An 18,111-nucleotide genomic window follows, 5' to 3' on the forward strand; every position below is an offset into this window, starting at 1 on the left:
CTGACCCAGGAGGCGTACGCACGCGGATCACTGCCCACCGCGCTGACCGCCATGACGATCACCGACCCGGTGCTGAGCTACCTGGCCGGGCTGACGCTCTTCACCGCGACGATCCACCCGCGCCCGCCGCTGCTGGCCTGCGCGGCCACCGCGGTGCTCGCCGGTGTCGCGCTGCTGGCGAATTCGCCCACGCTGCACGACGAGCGGGCGGTGCCGCCGGAGACGAGCCGACCGGCGGTGCGGGCGAAAGCCGGGTGAACCTCCAGGGGCGTTGATCGTCGTGCCTCCGCGGGAGAGTGTTCCTCAGGCGGAGCGGGCCGGGGTCTCGAAGTCGGCGTAGAGGGCGAGCATGCCCTCCACCGTCGCCGACCACGGAAAGTGTTCCGCCGCGGTACGGGCCGCGCGGCGACGCTGGGCCGCGGGGAGGGCGAGCAGCGCACGCACGCCGTCGGCGAGGCCGCGCGGCGTCCCGTCGCAGACGAGGCCGGAGCCGGGGTCGCCGACGAGTTCGCGGGCCGCGCCCGCCGTGGGAACGACCACCGGCGTTCCGCAGGCGAGCGCCTCCAGCACGGCGAGTCCGAAAGTCTCGGCGGGGGAAGGGAAGACGGCGATGTCGGCCGCGGCGACCAAGGCGGCCATCGCGGTCCGGTCGGTGAGGTGGCCGTGGAAGACGACCGGGAGCCCCGCCGCCAAGTGCTCCAGGCGAGAACGCAGCGGGCCGTCCCCGATGACCGACAGCACACAGCGCACACCGGATTCGACCAGGACGCGGACCGCCTGGATGGCGCGTTCGGCGCGCTTCTCCCGCGACAACCTGCTCACCAGGACCAGCCGCACCGGATCGTCGGAGCGCCCGGATGGTGGTTCTCCGGCCGGGCGAAAGGTGGTCAGGTCGACGCCGAGCGGAATCCGGCGGACGTTGCGCGCGCCGACCCGGTCGAACTCGGCGGTGGCGAAACGCGAGGTCACCACCACCTTCTCGGCGCGCACCCAGAGCCGCCGGTTGGCCAGGTCCGCCGCCGCGGTGAGCGGGAAGCCGCGCGGCACCCGCGAGCGCAGGATGGCGTCGATGCGTTCGTGCGAGAACAGCACCAGCGGGACGCCCGCCGCGCGCGCCCAGGGCGCCAGCCAGCGGACGCTGAGCTTGTCGCTGCACTCGAGCACGTCCGGAGCCAGCCCGTCGAGCACGGCTCGGGTGCGCCGGGCGGTGAGCACGTGATAGCCGGCATCACCGAACTTGGGGCTGCGCACGGTGATCCGGTGACCGGAATCGGTGTGCTCGTCGGCGTCGCGCGGACCGGGCACGACGAGGACCCGATCGTGGCCCGCGGCCGAATAGCCGCGCCCGATCTCGTCGACGCAGGTGCGCAAACCGCCGGAGGCGGGGGTGTAGAAGTTGGCGATCTGCACGATCCGCACTAGCCGACCGCCGATCCGACCAGCTCGCGATAGGTGATCGCGTGCGCGCCGGTGCGCAGCACCGCGTCGATGGCGCGCAGCGTGGTGTCGCGCAGGCCCGGTCTGCTCAGATCGTCGGGATGCAGCGCCAGCCGGACCAGCCCACCGCGTTCGGCCGTGCGTTGTGCCACCGTCTCCAGCATCGTCGCGCCGAACCGCTCGGACCAGCCGCCGCCCGGCCGGTGCGACAGGGCGAACCCGCGGAACCGGCGTCCGGTGCGCAGCTGCTCGGCTCCGAAGTGCGAGGTGGTGTAGGTGAACCCCGCCGCGCGCAGCGCCTGCTTCGCGCCGGGCGAGGCGAGCCAGCCCGGCGGCGTGAAACCCGTGGTCGGCAAACCGGAGCCGAGCATCACCTCGGTGGCGGCGCGCAGCTTGACGGTGGCCGCACCGACGTCGATGGCGGCGAACTCGGCCGCGCCGCGCGCCACCGCATGCGCTACCGCTCGGCGCGGCCAATCGCCCTCGGGCCCCGCCCGGTGCGACCACCCGTGCACCAGGACGTCGTCACCGCCCTGCCTGCGCTCCCGCAGGAACGCCGCGTAATCGGGTTCGTCGGCCAACCGCATGCCCCGCCACGGCCCCGGTATCACCAACAGCGACACCGGAATTCCGAACCGATCGGCATCGGCGCACCAGCGCGCCGTCTCCGCCGCACTCGCGGGTGCGACGTCATGGACGCTCACCACCAACCGCGCACACACGTCGGGGAAGCTAACACCGCCCGGTGGCCGTCAGCTGAACAGCGCGGTGCGCTCGGCTGAAAACTTCCTGCGACTGATGCGAAATCAATCTTGCGATTCCAGGCGTGAACTCGAACCCTACAGCCCGGTCGAAAGCGTTCCTTACGCGCGCCATTCCTTACACCAGCGGAAAACAGCGGGCGGAAACGAAAACCTCGTTCAGCGCTCGGATTCCGCCGCGAGATCCGTGCGCGCGCCCTCTGCCGAGGCTCTGACAGTGGAGACGCCGCAGGTCCGGGTGGTCTTCGGCGGGAGCCGATGTCCGATATGACAAACGGCTATAGCTCGACCGAACTGCGTGACGTTGCAACCGAATTCGTCTGGTGTCCCGGCCGGGTCGGCGTATGATCAGGCCAGTGCGAATACCCGGGGGAAGAATGAGCGAGCCGGCGACAGCGGACTGGGAACGGTTCGTGCAAGCGTTGGCGCACTGCCTCGCGGAGCTGCCCTCACGGGCAACCCTGATCATCGCCGCCCCCGGAAATCGCTATGTCCAATTTGTCCAATACGACATCAAATTGTCCGCCGAACTGGCCGGGAACCATTACCTGAGCGATCCGATACCGGAGACCGCCGCGCAGGCGTTGCGCGCACTGGGCTGGCACGAGCCCGCGGATCGGCACGACGCGGACAACTGGACCAGGATCCTGTTCTGGCCGATCGCGCCGAGCAGCTTGCTCGAGTTCGCGCGCTCGGTCGTCGTCGGCCTGCGCGACGCGCTCGGCGTGGCCGCCCCGGTCGAGTTGCGCGCGATGGGCTGGACCGAGGCGTCGGGTGACCTGGATCTCACCGTGCTCGGTTCGATCGCGCGCCGCGGGTAGCGCCCGGTCGGGCCGCTGTCCCACGGCGGGGCCGCGACTACCTGGGCACTATCCTGAGAGTCATGGCAGCAGGTAAGCCCACCAAGGAAGCGAAGGCCGCGGCGAAGGCGGCCCGCAAGCAGCAGTCGAGGGAACGCCGCAAGCAGTTGTGGCAGGCGTTCCAGATGCAGCGCAAGGAAGACAAGCTGCTGCTGCCGCTGATGATCGGCGCCCTGGTCGGCAGCACCGCCGTCTTCGCCGTCATCGGCCTGATCTTCGGGCTGACCTGGTTCCTCGTCCCGCTGGGCCTGGTGCTCGGCGCGCTGGTGGCTTTCATCATCTTCGGCAGGCGGGTGCAGAAGAGCGTCTATCGCAAGGCCGAGGGCCAGGCGGGCGCCGCGGCCTGGGTGCTGGACAACCTGCAGGGCAAATGGCGGGTGAGCAACGGCATCGCCGCCACCACCCAGCTGGACGCGGTGCACCGGGTGATCGGCCTACCCGGGGTGGTGCTGGTCGCCGAGGGCTCCCCGCAACGGGTCAAGTCGCTGCTCGCCCAGGAGAAGAAGCGCACGGCCCGGCTGATCGGCGACACCCCGATCTACGACGTCGTCATCGGCAACGACGAAGGCCAGATTCCGCTCAAGGACCTCCAGCGCTACCTCACCAAGCTGCCGCGCAACATCGACACCAAGCGCATGGACCTCATCGAAGGCAGGCTGGCCGCCCTCAGCGCGCGCAGCGGGCCCGCCCTGCCGAAGGGGCCGATGCCCGCGGGCGCCAAGATGCGCGGTGTGCAGCGCACCATCCGCCGCCGCTGACCCTGCTCGTTCGAAAGGCCCGCTTCCCCTATCCGGGATGCGGGCCTTTTCGTCCCTGGCTATTCGCGGATCGGAAGGTCAGCGGGAATGCACCAGCGCCGTGCCGGTCGCGCGGTCGTGCATGCCGCGCCCGTCGGCGTCGGTGAACAGGGCGGGAACAACGAACAGCAACAGCACCTGCCTGGCCAGCGCCCGGACGAAGCCGACGGGCGCCGCCGCGTCGATGCGCACCGTCCGCAGCCGCAGGAAGTACTGCCCCGGCGTGAACCCGAACAGCGTGACGGCGCCGACACCGATGACGAACCAGATCAGCAGCGTCAAACTCGACGCCGAACCGCTGCGGGTGATCAGCGCCGCGATGCCGAGAGCGATCAGCCAGTCCACGAACAGGGCGGCGATACGGCGGCCCATACCGGCCAGCGAGCCCGCTCCGCTCTTCGGCAGGCCGAGCTGCGCACCGGGGAACTCGGGGGTTGCCGGGCCGCCGGAGTCGGCCGGAGGTCCGGAGAGCCAAGAGCCGGTGATACGCGCCATGCACCCCAGAATAGGCGCGGCCGGACCGGCGCCCGGCACCGCATAAACGGAGTTCAGCGTCGGCGGGCGCGGCGGCGGAGGCAGGACTACCATGCATTTCGAGTCATGGTGGTCAGCACCACGCTGCCGGATGCACGTGTAACACCGGCGAAACATAGCCTTGACTGCAGGGAAACACGGCATCCATAGCGTCTGGTCGCGACGAACCCATGCAAGCGACACTGGCTGGGAACCGATCCGTAAGGAGAACAAGTGACGTTCAGCACGGCCGACGAGGTCATCAAATTCATCGCTGATGAGGACATCGAGTACGTCGACATCCGGTTCAGCGACCTGCCCGGTGTGCAGCAGCACTTCTCGATCCCCGGGAAGGCCTTCACCACCGACCTCGCCGAGGAAGGGCTAGCGTTCGACGGCTCCTCCGTCCGTGGGTTCCAGTCCATCGACGAGTCGGACATGCTGCTGCTGCCCGACTTCTCCACCGCGCGTGTCGACCCGTTCCGCGCCGCCAAGACGCTGAACCTCAACTTCTTCGTGCACGACCCGTTCACCCGGGAGGCCTACAGCCGCGACCCGCGTAACGTCGCGCGCAAGGCGGAGGAGTACCTGCGCTCCACCGGCATCGCCGACACCGCGTACTTCGGTCCCGAGGCGGAGTTCTACATCTTCGACTCGATCCGCTACGACTCCGCCATGAACGGCGCCTTCTACGAGATCGAGTCGGTCTCCGGCTCCTGGAACACCGGCGCGGAGTTCAACCCGGACGGCACCCGCAACCGCGGTTACAAGGTCCGCAACAAGGGTGGCTACTTCCCGGTCGCGCCCTACGACCACTACGTCGACCTGCGCGACAAGATCTCGACCAACCTGCAGAACTCCGGCTTCGAGCTGGAGCGCGGCCACCACGAGGTCGGCACCGCCGGTCAGGCCGAGATCAACTACAAGTTCAACACCCTGCTCGCCGCGGCCGACGACCTGCAGCTGTTCAAGTACATCGTCAAGAACACCGCGTGGCAGGAAGGCAAGACCGTCACCTTCATGCCGAAGCCGCTGTTCGGCGACAACGGCTCGGGCATGCACGTGCACCAGTCGCTGTGGAAGGACGGCAAGCCGCTGTTCCACGACGAGGCCGGCTACGGCGGGCTGTCCGACCTGGCCCGTCACTACATCGGCGGCATCCTGCACCACGCGCCGTCGCTGCTGGCGTTCACCAACCCGACGGTGAACTCCTACCACCGCTTGGTCCCCGGCTACGAGGCCCCGATCAACCTGGTGTACTCGCAGCGCAACCGCTCCGCCGCGGTCCGCATCCCGGTCACGGGCAACAACCCGAAGGCCAAGCGCCTCGAGTTCCGCGCGCCGGACTCCTCGGGCAACCCGTACCTGGCCTTCGCCGCCATGATGATGGCCGGCCTGGACGGCATCAAGAAGAAGATCGAGCCGCTGGCCCCGGTCGACAAGGACCTCTACGAGCTCCCGCCGGAGGAGGCCAAGAACATCCCGCAGGCCCCCACCAGCCTCGCTTCGGTCATCGACCGCCTCGAGCAGGACCACGACTACCTCACCGAAGGCAACGTCTTCACCGAGGACCTGATCGAGACCTGGATCACCCTCAAGCGCGAGGGCGAGATCGCCCCGGTGAACCTGCGGCCGCACCCGTACGAGTTCGAGCTGTACTTCGACGTGTAAGTCGTAAGTCCGCCTCGATCCGTGGCCGCGCGCCCTGTCCAGGCGCTCCGCCGGTATCGAACGACTAGTCCACCCGTTCCGTGATTTCTCTCGAGATCGCGGAACGGGTGGACTCGTTTGTGCCGTGATCAGTAGCCGCGGCGATCGGCCGGGGTGTGGGACAGCACGCCGGAGCACGCGAGGTGCAGGACGAATGCGGCGGCGTTGCGCGCGGCCATGGGCTGGGCGTCGTCGGTCTTGTCCGCGCCCCAGTCGCAAACGCTCTTGATGAGCATGCTCTCTACTCCGGCCACGCGGGCGGCGGCCTGGAAACCCGCGCCTTCCATATCGCCGCCGATGGCGTCGGGATGTTTCGCGACGAGACCGTTCACGACGGGTTCGGCGTTGAGCAGTTTGTTCCACGCCAGCATCAGACCGACGTGGACGGCCGTGTCGTTCCTCCGGAGCCAGCTGCGCTGCGCGGCACGGACGCTGTTGAGCAGCAGCGGGGAGGGAACGACGGTCTCGCCGCGCAGACGTTCTTCGATCCGGCCGTCCAGCTCGACGAGCTTGGCGTGGTCGAGATCCTTGATCTTCTCCGAGACCAGGATGTCTCCGAGCCGTTGCCGGTCCGGGCGCAAGCCGTAGCAGATGCCCACGATCAGCGCGTAGTGCGGCGCGAGGTGGCGGATCGCGTCGGCTGTCACCGTGAGCGCGCCCGCCGGGCCGCTGGTGCCTTGGGTCCCGGCTTGCACGACGTACAACTCCGCGTCGTTGATCGTGCCCATGGCGAATACCGGGACGGGGCCGTCGTAGGTGGGGTCGACGACCTTGCGGGTGTGCCCCTCGATGGCGTCGAGCACGGCATCTCGCTCGACGTCGGCGACGGTGACGATCAATACCCTGGTGTTTCCCATTCGCTTCTCTCTGTCGCGCTGGATATTTCTCTCTGTCTGATCCGCGCGGTATTGCGCACGGAACGCCACCACCGCGACCAGCGCCACCATCGGCACCGGCAGCGACAGCAGTAATCCCAACGCGATCGCGAAATCGGAGACCGGATCGACGCCTGGCGCCTGCTGCCACAGCAGCCGGTATCCTATCCAGGCCAGAGCTCGTCCGTACGTGGTCGCACCGGCAGCGCAGTTCGTCTCGGTGCAGCTACCGCGCTCGACCACCATGACGAGATAGGCGAGGGCGAAGACGACGATGACGACAGCGGCCAGATAGAAGCGGAAGAAGGCCGGTGGTTTGGCCGGTCGGCGTTCGAGATCCTCGGGCCTGGCGTCGAAGAACAGCACCGAGTACTCCCGGGTGATCACACTTCGGGTGCTACTCAGATACGCGCGCGCCTTGTCGGTGGTAACGCCGGTACGCAGGCAGATCAGCCGGGTGGTCAGCCGCACCCGGCCGACTTGGCCACCGTGGTCGGCCGCGTCTTGGCGCACCTTCTCGGCGACGAGATGATGCAGGCGCCGTTCGATCTGGTCGAAGAGTTCACCGAGGCGCTGCTCGTTTTCCTGGTGCAGCAACGGCATATTCCAGTGATCGGCGGCCACCGTGCCCGCCGCGCGTGCACTGGGTTCCTCGTCGCGCCCGAAGAACAGCTGCCACACGAACATGATGGACAGCACCGTGACGGTGTAGGCCATCGCGGCGACGGTGATCAGCAACGCGATCGCGTGCAGTGACCCGAACGGCAACAGCGAGACGGCGACCGCTAGCGCGGTGAGGCCGGGAACCGCGAAAACCACTGTGCTCCAGTAGCGATCGAGCCAGCGCAAGGCGGCGGCGCCGAGACCGGGGCGGGGCCGCCAAGCCTCGGGCCTCGCGATCGGTGGCTCCAACAGAGCGAAACCGTCGCAGCCTTGCCAGACGACGCGGTCCTCCAGTCCGGCGGCGAACAGGATCAGCGTGAGTGGGGCGCGCGCTCGGAAGACGCCGCTGACTCCGCTCGGGCGGACCGCTCGAAGCGCCGCGCGCCCGAGCGGCGCGGCCTCGACCCGGCGAGCGGCTCGGTGGCAGTCGCGGAAGGAGGGGCGGTCGAACGACATGCGCGTGCCTTCACTTCGGAATATTTATGTCTTCTGGACGATAAGTAGCCCGGTGAGTTTTTGTCAATGCGACTTCAAGGCCCTTGTGGGGCTACTGTGCGGTAATGACTGAAGATCGGAGATGTATCGCGGCCCTCACGGCGGATCTGGTGATCCTCACCATCCGGGAGGCGGCGCTGCAGGTGCTCGTCGTGGAGCGCGGCACCGACCCATACCGAGGTGAGTTCGCGTTACCGGGCGGGTTTCTGCGAAAAGGGGAGAGCGCCGAGGCCGCGGCGGTGCGCGAGCTGCGGGAAGAGACCGGCCTGGACGGCGAGTCGCTGCCGCTCGAACAGGTCGGCTTCTATACCGATCCGGATCGCGATCCGCGCGAACGAGTCGTCACATGCGCTTTCCTCGCCGTCGCTCCGGATCTGCCCGCTCTCCCCGCACCGGAGCAGGGTTCCGACGCGAAATCGGCGGCGTGGAAGCCGGTGGCCGGATTGCTCGGCGACGACGCGTCTTTGGCCTTCGATCACGTGGCGATCCTGCGTGACGCGGTGCGGCAGGCGCGAACGAAATTGCAGTACACCACCATCGCCACGTCGTTCTGTCCGAAGGAGTTCACCATCGGCGAGTTGCGTGAGGTGTACGAGGCGGTGTGGGGTGTCGAGCTCGATCGCGCGAACTTCCACCGGAAAGTGAAGTCCGCCACCGAGTTCATCGTCGAAACCGGCCGCCTGCGTGAGGGTTCGGGAGGAAGGCTCGGCCGCCCGGCCAAGCTCTACCGCGCCGGCGGCGGGGACGAGCTGGTCAATCCGATTCTGCTACGCCTACATCGGCGTTCTGGTCCCGACCGGCGCTAGGTCCGCGCGGGCGGCGCCGGTATTCGAACCTCTGCCGCGTCGCCCCGGGGGCCTCGGGGCGACGCGGCTCGGAAGGCCTGCCCGGGCGGCTTCGGTGTCGACGCTGGGCGGATCGGTTGTGCTACGGGGTAACCGGTCGGAATAATTGTTATATTGACACTAATCCACCGCTGTCGATATAGTCGCCCTGACCAATTTGCGGGGCGCCGTCCGCGGTCAGCCCGAGTCGAACTTCTCCGAATCCTCCTGTGTAGGTGCACATGACCATGTTTTCCGTAGGACACGCCCGGTGGCTGGCCGCCGTGTGCCTGATCGCCATCCCCCTCGGCGGGTGTGGCTTGTCGCAGGGATCCACCGGCTCCCCGTCGAATCGGCCGAGTGCGTCGGATTGCGCCAAGGTGGAGCGCACGGCCGTCCCGAACGACCGCCCGCTCACCGCCCTGGTCGTGGACAACACCGCCTCGGCGGCAGCGGGCGGCCTTCCGCCCAGAGTTCTCGAGGAGTTGGCGGAGGCGCAGCAACGAGGCAATCGGCTCGCGCTGATTCCTGTCGAAGGCATCGGCAAGCCCGCCGCCGTGGTGCGCACGATCGCCTTGGAGCCCCATCCCGGCAGCGACAGCCCGGCCGCCCGGAAAGCGCGGCCCATCGTGCTGGCTTGCGTAGCCGACTGGTCGCGGGCGGACCAGATGCGGCCCTCCGCGCCCGGTAGCGCGATCCTCGACGCGGTCGCGACCGCCGTGCGGCAGAAGCCGGAGCGCGTGGTGGTCGTCTCCGACGGATTCGACAACGCGGGCCCACTCGTGGTCGATCAGTCCCGCCTCGACGGCTCGCCCGCCGCTGTGGCCGACGAACTCGCGGCAACCGACACGCTGGCCCCGGAGTTCGCGGGCGTCGCGATTCTCTGGACGAACGTGGGCGAAGCCGCCCAGCCGGTGCCACAGAGCACCCGCAACGATCTCGTCCGCTTGTGGACGGCAGTACTCGAGAAAGCCGGAGCGACAGTGACTTTCGACCCACGAACCGGTCAGCGCGCGGATGCGCCCGCCGATCTGCCCCTCGACCCGCTCTTCTCCGCTGAGGTCCGCACCGTCCACGTGCAGTGCGGTGTGCGCGAGGAGATCCCGGCGGAATTGCTGTTCGCGGGCGAACAGGCGGACATGGACCCGGGCTCACGGCAGCTGCTCGCGCACATCGCCGCCGGTCTGTCGGGTGACTCCGCGTCCTACGCGGTGGTGGACGGCCACACCGCCGCTTACGGCCCGGAAGCGGGCAGGCAGCCGTTCTCCCTGCAACGCGCTACCTCGGTCGCGGCCGCGCTGGTCGAACTCGGCGCCGACCGGTCGCACATCGAAGTGCACGGCTACGGTTCGGCGCGTCCGCGCGAAGACGAATTCCCCGGTGGCGTCCACTCGGACTCCGCCGCGGCGCGCAACCGGCGGGTCGAGATCACGGTGGGACCGAAGGGGTGCGGGCGGTGACATCACGATTCGTCGATTGGTTCCGCGGCCGGTCCGAGCACGGACAGATCGCTCGCGGCCTCGCCGGCTTTCTGAAGGCCACTCATCAGCGCACGCCCCGCGGAGATACCCACGTACCCAACGCGGGCGACGGGATGACCAGCGGCGAGAAGTCGGTGATCGCCTCGGTGGACAACTCGCTGGCCGCCGCCGACCAGCACGCCTCCCGCGGTCTGCTGCGGCGGATGAAGAAGCTGGTCGCCAAGGCACACACCAACGAAAGGCGCTGGTCGGCCCTGGCCAAGCTGTGCGAGCACCCCAAATGGCAGGCCGCTCGTGTTGGCCGTGCGGTACGCGACCACGAGACGTTCGATCACGACCACGCGCTGTCGTCACCGAAGATGTTGCTGATCATCGAGATCGTCCTGCTCGTGGTCGAGTTCTTCTTCTGGTACGCGACGTTCACCGAGACCATCGACCCGGCCGCCGGGTTGCTCTACCCGGGGCGCATCAACGCGGCCCTGCTCGCGCTGTTCGTCCCGCTGGCGGGCATCGGCGCGGCGAGGCTGGCGGGTGGCCTGTCCCACCGGTGGTTCCACGACTATGCGGGGGTGAGCCGTCGTCGCCACTCGGGCGCCGTCATCGCGGTGATCCTGTTCGCCGTGCTGGTCTTCGCCGTGGTCTGGCTGGTGCTGGTTCGGTTCGGCGAGAGCAGCACCGCGCTCGGCAGCACGTCCTTGCCCGCGCCCGCGATGGCTGTGTTGTTCGGAGCGGTGCTCGTGGTGGACATGGCGTCGCGGACCTTCCTGGTTTCGGAGATCCGCCACCAGTATCAGCGTCGCTCGGTGGAATTCCGGAAGCTGGAGAAGAAGCTCATCAAGGCGAACGCCGCGCATGCCAAAGCATGGGTGGCGGTCCGCAGCGAGATCGAGTCCGGCTACCAGCGTGCGGTGCGGATCGAGACGGTGGGCTCCAAGCTGCTCAGCGACAGTGAGGCGCTGCACGGCAATCCCAGGCGCGTCCACACCGAACCCCCCGAGTCGATCGCGCTGGAAACCGTCGAATTCGACGACGACCGCAGCGCGATGAGCATTCCTTCGACGCAGTTGCTGCGCCTCATCCGTCCGGAGCTGGGCTTGGCGCCGTCGCGGGCGCTGGAAGGCGCCCGTGACCTGTTGATCCGTTACCGGCCGTGGGATCCGGACCAGTTGACCGCCAAGGTCACCGGAGTGTGGAGGCAATTGCACGATGCCGATGACGATCAGGTGGAAGTGGACGAACGCGCCGAGCGGGGCTGGGGCGGAGTCTCCGGTCGGCAGGCCAGCTGAGGAACGATCATGTCCAGATTGCTGCATCCCGCACCGGATCTCGCTTCTTTTCCGGCTCTCACCCCGGACCCACGCAGTTTTCGCAGGGTCGTTCTCCTGATGGTCGGCTCTGTTCTGCTGCTGGCCGTGCTCGGCTTCGGCGGGTGCAGGCTGGTCGGTGGGTCGGACCCTGCCCCGCCGACCAAACTCACCGCGTACACACTCGTCGGCCCGCGCAGTCCCGGTTGTCTGCGGTTGGTGATCGGAATGGATGTGTCGGGGTCCATGCGGAAGTTCGCCTCGGCACGCGACGCGGCACTGGCCCAGCTACAGGAGTGGGCGAGCCTGCCCAACACACTGCGTGCCGATGACGAGATCGCGGTGGTGGATTTCGCGCTCGAATCGGCGGTGCGGTTCGCTCCGGCGCCCGCAGCGGCGACCCCGCACCTGCCTGCCGTGCCGGTCCGCGACGGCGCCGATACCCTGCTGCGCCCCATGCTCGACCAGATGCGGTCGTTCGCGGTCTCGACGCCGCCGTGCGATCTTGTGCTCTTGCTGATTTCCGACGCCATCGTGGCGGATGTGCCCGCGAGCACTGAGGACGGCAGGCGGCTGCTGCGTGAGTACGGCGTGCACGACCTGCGGTTGCTCGTCCCGGGGCAGGGGATCGAAGTGCCCGATGCGTGGATCGAGACCTTCCCCGACGCACCGCCGATCAAGTTCGACGGTCTCGATCCGGATGAAACGGCGTTGACCATCGGTAAGACGATCGGCCAGCTCACCGGGCAACGTTTCCTGCCCACTCCCGTCACCACGGTCACGAGGTGAGCGCGGTGGCAGCGGACGTTCGCCGCCTTCTCGACGAGCTCGCCTCGGTCCGTCCGCACGACGTCACCGCGCTGACCGGAGCTGGTCTCTCCGTCGAGGGGCCGTGCTCGCTGCCCACCGGCGCGGAACTGACCCAGCGCGTCTTCGACGCGTTCTTCCTGCCCGGCACGCTCGAAAGAATTCGGCTCCTGCACGGGGCGGTGGGATTGATCGACCAGCCGGTCTGTCCCGATCTGCCCCGCTCCACCGAGCCCAGATTGCCGCGCCTGGAGACCGTGCTCGGCGTCGCCGCCCGGGTATACGGTCCGCGGGCGATCGAGGATTCCATTCCCGATGTCGCCCGCGCCGAGCCCAACCGGTTGCACCGGTTCTTCGCGCGACACCTGGCGCTCGGCGGTGGACATCTGACCGCCAACTTCGATCGCTGCGTGGAACTCGCCGCGGGAACGGCCACGTGGCCTCCGGAAAACCTGCTGCATTTCCACGGCGCCGCCGGCGGTGGGGACGAACTCGGCGCCACGCTCGCCCGGATCGAGAAGGGCTTCCCACCCGATACAGCGGCCGAATTCCGCACTCTGCTCACCTCGCGGCCGGTCGTGGTGATCGCGGGCTACAGCGGCAGCGACTTCTTCGACGTCAACGTCGCCATCGAGGAGATGCCGCCGAACGCACTGCGCGGCCATCGCGTCGTCTGGCTGTGGCACAGCACGCATCGTCCGCACGTGGTCGTGCCGCCTTCCGACGCCTCGGGCCTGAGTCTGTTCGACATCCTGCGCGCGCGAGGCGCCGAACTGACCGTGCTGTGCGGACCCACCGACTTCCTGCTGCGCCGACTAGCCGATCAATGGGGCATGCCGCCGCTGGGCTCTTCCGCGCCGCGTGCACCGGCGACGCCATCCATCGCCTGCGACGACACCAAGCGGCCGGAAGCGAGTTTTCATCTGTATCTGGACGTGGGGCTGATCGGCGAGGTCGAGTCGATGCTGCCCGCGCTCGCACCGGCTCTTCCGGCCGACCAGTTCCGGGCGATCACAAGTGCCGTGCTGTGGGAAGCGGGCCGGTGGAACGACGTTCGCCGACTGTGGTGGCGCGCCCCTCGCCGCGACAGCAATCGTCTGGAGCGGGTCGGCGCGAGCCTGTGGGTCCAGGGAAGGTTTCTGCCCGCCCTGTGCTGGCTCGACTGGCATCGCCGACGAACCGGGGGCCCCGCGCGGACGATGCTCGCCGAAACCCAAGGGCGAGTGCTCGAACACATGCTGCGTACGCCCGACCTGCGATGGCTGGCCCGACGCATCGTCCCCACCGTGCTCGCCGAGCTCGGGCAAGCCGAGCAGAGTTCGGGCGTCAACCTCTATCGCCGCCACGCGGACCTGACCACGAGTCTGGCGGCCGCCGCGGGCGCGAGCAGGCCACCGAACCATGCACTGGCATCGAGCGAGTGGTTCGGCCAGGCAGGCAATGTGCTGGCCTGGATCAATTACCGCCATCGGATCTGCCGGGACTCCTACGACGACAGCATCCGCGTCGTCGAACTTCGTCGGCGCTACAGCGAGTTGCAGCAGCACTATCGGGCGGCCGGATCCGCGTCCGGCGTCGTTCGGATCCATCTGCTGCCGGGCGCACACCGGGTGTTCACCCTCGGAGAGGTCGTAGCAGGGGTGTTCTGCCTGCAATTCGGTTGGTGGCAGCGAGTGCGCGTGGTCGCGTATCACGTTCTGCAGAGAGTGATCCGGTGAAGCACAGCCCACCCGTTCCGCGATCACTTCACCGGTTGCCGAACGGGTGGGCTCATCTGCGTCCGGGAACGAACGCCGCCTTCCCGGGCGTGGGAAGTGCTCGGCGGAGTGGCAAGAATGGGCCAGTAAACTTTGTGGGTGGAGGTGGCATGCGTAGAGAGTTGAGCGCCGATCCGAGTTCGCGTCCGACGCCTTCGCTGCCGGACGAGCCTGTCCGGGCGGTGTCCGAGCCATTCATTCTTGGCGAGAAGACGGCTGGTCACCTGTCCGAGGGGGTGTGATCGTGGCGGACATCTGGCCTCGCGACATGCACCCGGAAACGATATCGGCGGTGGAATCCGGCCGGGCGGTGGTCAACACCATCGACGACATGCTGGAACGGGTCGATCGCATCCGCGCCCGGCGCCCTTCGCCCAGTTCTCGGGTGATTCCGGAAGTGGACGGGATGGGCAGGCTCACCGCTCTGTACATCGCGCCCGGGACGGTGGCGAGTGCCACAAGCGGCCAGGAGATCGCCGCCGATCTCATGGCCGCGATCCGCGACAGTACTGTCGACGCCCTGCGGCAGCACAAGATCGCCATCCAGGAAACGACCCTGCCGAAGGTACCGTGGCCGCAGCCCTGACTCGCCGGTGCGGTCGACGCTACCCAGGAGTGATGCCGTGACAGAGCTGGATACGTCGGACGTCGCGGGAGCGGAAGCCCCGCCCGATTGGCGTAATTTGATCTACGAGGTGTTCAACCCGGACTATTCGGTCGGGGTGGCCTGCGACCGCAGCGGCATGATCGTCGGTCTGCATCTCGGCGACGAAGTGCTCGAGCATCCCGACAGCTGGCTCGCCGAGGAGGTCCTGCGCGTCGCTCGGCTGGCTCACCAGAAGTCCCGTGTAGGCCGACGTGCCGAGCTGCTGTACCGGGGCGGATTGCCCCATTTCGCGGACTCGTTGGAGTTGCCGACCGAGGCCGACTACAACCTCATGGAGAAGACGGAGTTCGCTCGAGACCTCTGATCGCGAACTCGGCGGAACTGGACTTTCGCGGTTACGTCGGTGTCCAGCCTCAACCCTCCGGCCCTGGAGTCCCCAGTGATGGGGATGCCCGAGAATGGGGGGAGCCGGTGGGAATGGAGAGTTCGTCGATATGGTCAAGGAATTTGCTCAAGATCCGCATGAGCTGCGCAGGCTGGGTAACGCGAACCGCGCTGCCAGCGCTCCCGCCTACGAACGGGCCGATAGAGATCCCGATTTCGCGGCCGGCGAGATCGAGCGGATCTTCGGTAAGGCAGCCAATGCGTACAAAGTGTTCACCCAGAAGTACGTCACTGAGAGTAGCAACGGTTATACCGCTCTGGGCGATGGGCGATACGCTACTGGTGACCACTCGACGACGGCCGGGGACACCTTCGAGATCTCGGATATCGATGGCGGCGCGTACGTGCGCAGGACCAACCCGAATGTATGAGGCGTAGGTATCCGGGTAGGAGGATGTGGAATGGCTGTTCCCGGCTCGCGAACAGTTCGGTGTCACGTGGGTGATCGGGGGTTGAACTGATGGGTGACATCGACGGTGGCATCCTCAATCGGGAACAGAGAATCAAAGAGGGGGAATGGCTCTATTCCCAGAACAAGCAATACCGGATGGGTATGCGCGATGGCCAGATGGTCATCGAACATGTTCCCACCGGCAATGTCATTCATACATCCGGCGAAAAAGGTAGCGACGCCAACCAGATCAGATTCGAGGATCAGGAGGGATCCGGCAGCGAGACCAGGCTCGAGCTCCACGACAAGGATGACAATGAAATCCATGCGGTATCGGAGCCCGGCGACAAAAAGCACGAAGGTGGCGCAGCCACCGATGACTGGGATGATGAAGACGACGGGGTCGGGCAATATGTTCTGACGAACGACGGACAGTTGATCGCCGTCAAGGACAAAGTCGGCGACAACTGGGACGGCAATCGCCCGGCGGACGGCAACATCGTCTGGTTCGATGAGCTTCCTGCCGATGTCGCCAAACGAAAGTTCCTGGGGCAGGACGCCGACGAGAACGACATCACCGACGGCAAGAAGATTTCCGATTTCAAGCTGGAAATCAGAACGCCGCCGGGAAAAGTCTCCCCCGAACTCAAGACATTCATCGACGTAGCCAATTCTCAGCTGCTCTATCTCATGGCTCAGATGGGCAGCGGGAAGCCCGAGAAACCCAAATTCCTGATCTCCCCCGAAAAAGGCAAGGACGACAACTGGCGCGACGACAATCTCGCCGACTCCTTCATTCAGCAACTCGAGCATCGTGGTCACGGTTCGGGCTACACCGAAGACGCCTACAATTCAACGGTTTTCTACCTCAACGGCCTGGCGGACCAGTGGCAGAGTGGGGACCTCAAGTTCGAGCAGGCGACCGAGGAGCTTTCTCGCACCAATTACTCGTACTACCGCAGTATGTACAACAAGATCCAGGACACCCACGACAAGATCTGGGACAAGCTCAACGACGGTGTCGCGGGAAATCATCCGGGTGGGTCGAAAATATACACGGATGACGGCATACAAAATGTTGCCGAGGAGGCGCCGCTTTACGGTCTGATCCGAGATGCGGTGAAATTCTGCACCGATCAGGTGATCGCATACGCGGATAGGGCCGCGCAGCTTCCGTTCCCGATCGGCTCCGGTTCCGGGTCGGGCTCGGGGTCCGGGTCGGGCTCGGGATCCGGGTCCGGTTCGGGCTCGGGGTCCGGGTCCGGTTCGGGCTCTGGTTCGAGCTCCGGCTCGGGTTCGGCGTCCAGCCCCGCTAACAGCCCAGCTACCCAGCACACCAGCGCCGGCCAGACGGCCGCCCCCCCGTACACCCCTCCGTATACGCCTCCCGCGTCGTCCCAGGGCACCACCACTCAGCCGGTCAGCACGAGCCAGGACTTCAGCTCCACGTACGACGACCTGCTCGGGTCGACCACGGACCCCACCGGTTCGGTCGACAGCACCCAGCCCACCCTGGGCAGCGGTACGGGTGGCACCGCTTCGAGCTCGGATCTCGGTTCGCCGGTGTACGCGTCGATGCCGACCGGCACCGGCACCGGGACCGGCACCGGCACTACCGTGCCCGCCGCCAATACCGCGCCGCCTGCTGCCAATACGGGTAACAACATGAACGACGTGCTGGGCCAGATGGCGCTCATGAATGCCCTGGGGCAGAACCAGCCCCGTACTCAGCAGGTCGGTGACGACAGGTACGACGACCGGGACTCGCGTGAGGAACGGCAACGAGAACGGGAACACGCAAGGGAGGAGCGCCGCGCCGCTCAAACGGCCAACGCCCAACAGGCTGCTCAGACATCGCCTACCGGTGTGACGGCCCCGGCCTACGCGGGCAGTCCGCCGCCGGTGACGACGCCGGGCACAATGGCGGATGTCCAGATCGGCGACAAGACTGTGCATGCATCGCAGCCGGTGGCGAAGGCTTTGACCGAGCAGGGGCAGAATGTCGCGATAGATGCTGTATCCGCGTATAAGGGAACTGCGGGGGAGTTGTCGGCGGAACATCCGCCTCGGGTGGTGAATAATCTCGAGGCGCTCAATACGGGTGATATTCTTCAATGGGAGAGACACAGTGCGCTGATTGTCAGGGAACAAAATCAATTCTTTGTCCTGGATAACGGCAATCTCATTCCTTTCGATCCCAAGCATCCACCGCTGGAAGACAAGTACGGTGTCTCCACGGGCTACATCCACCCGACCGGTTTGGACACCGGCAATGCAGACCTCGGTGCTACGGCTGCGGCACCGCCGCCGACCGTGAGCCAGGCGCCGCCCACCTCGCCGCCGCCCGTGCCGCCACCACCGCAACAGACCTGAGCGACTGGAAGG

At 67.1% G+C, this 18,111-nt stretch carries 16 protein-coding genes and 1 pseudogene; 13 read left to right on the forward strand and 4 right to left on the reverse strand.

Annotated features, from left to right (window positions below):
• Window positions 1-258: pseudogene (locus tag ON21_RS08445) on the forward strand (hypothetical protein); the annotation flags it as partial.
• Window positions 259-303: 45 nt separating this feature from the next.
• On the opposite strand, the gene ON21_RS08450 reads toward ON21_RS08445, so the two are convergent.
• Window positions 304-1,410, reverse strand: a complete 1,107-nt coding sequence (locus ON21_RS08450; RefSeq protein ID WP_245562512.1) for a glycosyltransferase — start codon at window positions 1,408-1,410, stop codon at window positions 304-306.
• Window positions 1,411-1,418: 8 nt separating this feature from the next.
• Complete coding sequence (locus tag ON21_RS08455; RefSeq protein ID WP_039796965.1) at window positions 1,419-2,159, reverse strand: DUF2334 domain-containing protein; 741 nt, start codon at window positions 2,157-2,159, stop codon at window positions 1,419-1,421.
• Between the two features lie 416 nt (window positions 2,160-2,575).
• Here ON21_RS08455 and ON21_RS08460 point away from each other — a divergent pair, with 416 nt between their 5' ends.
• On the forward strand, window positions 2,576-3,019 hold the full coding sequence (locus ON21_RS08460) for a TY-Chap domain-containing protein (protein WP_039796966.1): 444 nt from the start codon (window positions 2,576-2,578) through the stop codon (window positions 3,017-3,019).
• Window positions 3,020-3,081: 62 nt separating this feature from the next.
• Window positions 3,082-3,816, forward strand: coding sequence for a DUF4191 domain-containing protein (locus ON21_RS08465; RefSeq protein WP_039796967.1), 735 nt, complete (start codon window positions 3,082-3,084; stop codon window positions 3,814-3,816).
• A gap of 78 nt (window positions 3,817-3,894) precedes the next feature.
• Here ON21_RS08465 and ON21_RS08470 read toward each other — a convergent pair whose 3' ends face one another.
• Window positions 3,895-4,350, reverse strand: a complete 456-nt coding sequence (locus ON21_RS08470; protein WP_039796968.1) for an RDD family protein — start codon at window positions 4,348-4,350, stop codon at window positions 3,895-3,897.
• A 252-nt stretch (window positions 4,351-4,602) separates the two neighbouring features.
• On the opposite strand from ON21_RS08470, the gene glnA reads away from it, so the two are divergent.
• Entirely contained in the window at window positions 4,603-6,039 is a 1,437-nt protein-coding gene (glnA, locus tag ON21_RS08475) for a type I glutamate--ammonia ligase (protein WP_039796970.1), read from the forward strand.
• A 128-nt stretch (window positions 6,040-6,167) separates the two neighbouring features.
• Here glnA and ON21_RS08480 read toward each other — a convergent pair whose 3' ends face one another.
• Complete coding sequence (locus ON21_RS08480; protein ID WP_039796971.1) at window positions 6,168-8,072, reverse strand: 5'-methylthioadenosine/S-adenosylhomocysteine nucleosidase family protein; 1,905 nt, start codon at window positions 8,070-8,072, stop codon at window positions 6,168-6,170.
• 104 nt (window positions 8,073-8,176) lie between these two features.
• Between ON21_RS08480 and ON21_RS08485 the strand changes: the two genes are divergently transcribed.
• From ON21_RS08485 to ON21_RS38280, 9 genes are all read left to right on the forward strand, one after another.
• Window positions 8,177-8,917 (forward strand): NUDIX hydrolase, encoded by a 741-nt coding sequence (locus ON21_RS08485; RefSeq protein ID WP_039796972.1) that lies wholly within the window; start codon window positions 8,177-8,179, stop codon window positions 8,915-8,917.
• Between the two features lie 260 nt (window positions 8,918-9,177).
• Window positions 9,178-10,395 (forward strand): OmpA family protein, encoded by a 1,218-nt coding sequence (locus ON21_RS08490; protein ID WP_039796973.1) that lies wholly within the window; start codon window positions 9,178-9,180, stop codon window positions 10,393-10,395.
• Window positions 10,392-11,702 carry a hypothetical protein gene (locus tag ON21_RS08495; RefSeq protein WP_157170760.1) on the forward strand — a complete coding sequence of 437 codons (1,311 nt, stop codon included), beginning with the start codon at window positions 10,392-10,394 and terminating at the stop codon, window positions 11,700-11,702. The genes ON21_RS08490 and ON21_RS08495 overlap by 4 nt, the downstream gene beginning before the upstream one ends.
• 9 nt (window positions 11,703-11,711) lie before the next feature.
• Complete coding sequence (locus ON21_RS08500) at window positions 11,712-12,509, forward strand: vWA domain-containing protein (protein ID WP_157170761.1); 798 nt, start codon at window positions 11,712-11,714, stop codon at window positions 12,507-12,509.
• A 5-nt stretch (window positions 12,510-12,514) separates the two neighbouring features.
• The gene (locus ON21_RS08505; protein WP_157170762.1) at window positions 12,515-14,245 is read left to right on the forward strand and encodes a hypothetical protein; all 1,731 of its coding nucleotides are present in this window, start codon (window positions 12,515-12,517) and stop codon (window positions 14,243-14,245) included.
• Between the two features lie 283 nt (window positions 14,246-14,528).
• The gene (locus tag ON21_RS08510; protein ID WP_157170763.1) at window positions 14,529-14,870 is read left to right on the forward strand and encodes a hypothetical protein; all 342 of its coding nucleotides are present in this window, start codon (window positions 14,529-14,531) and stop codon (window positions 14,868-14,870) included.
• A 37-nt stretch (window positions 14,871-14,907) separates the two neighbouring features.
• On the forward strand, window positions 14,908-15,255 hold the full coding sequence (locus tag ON21_RS08515; RefSeq protein ID WP_039796978.1) for a hypothetical protein: 348 nt from the start codon (window positions 14,908-14,910) through the stop codon (window positions 15,253-15,255).
• Between the two features lie 130 nt (window positions 15,256-15,385).
• Window positions 15,386-15,706: a hypothetical protein gene (locus tag ON21_RS08520; protein WP_039796979.1), complete on the forward strand. Its 321-nt coding sequence runs from the start codon at window positions 15,386-15,388 to the stop codon at window positions 15,704-15,706.
• A gap of 89 nt (window positions 15,707-15,795) precedes the next feature.
• Window positions 15,796-18,099, forward strand: a complete 2,304-nt coding sequence (locus tag ON21_RS38280) for a hypothetical protein (RefSeq protein WP_039796980.1) — start codon at window positions 15,796-15,798, stop codon at window positions 18,097-18,099.
• The last annotated feature ends 12 nt before the right edge of the window (window positions 18,100-18,111 follow it).

Origin of the sequence: Nocardia araoensis NBRC 100135 (assembly GCF_000308435.1) — a bacterium.
Taxonomy (GTDB): domain Bacteria; phylum Actinomycetota; class Actinomycetes; order Mycobacteriales; family Mycobacteriaceae; genus Nocardia; species Nocardia araoensis.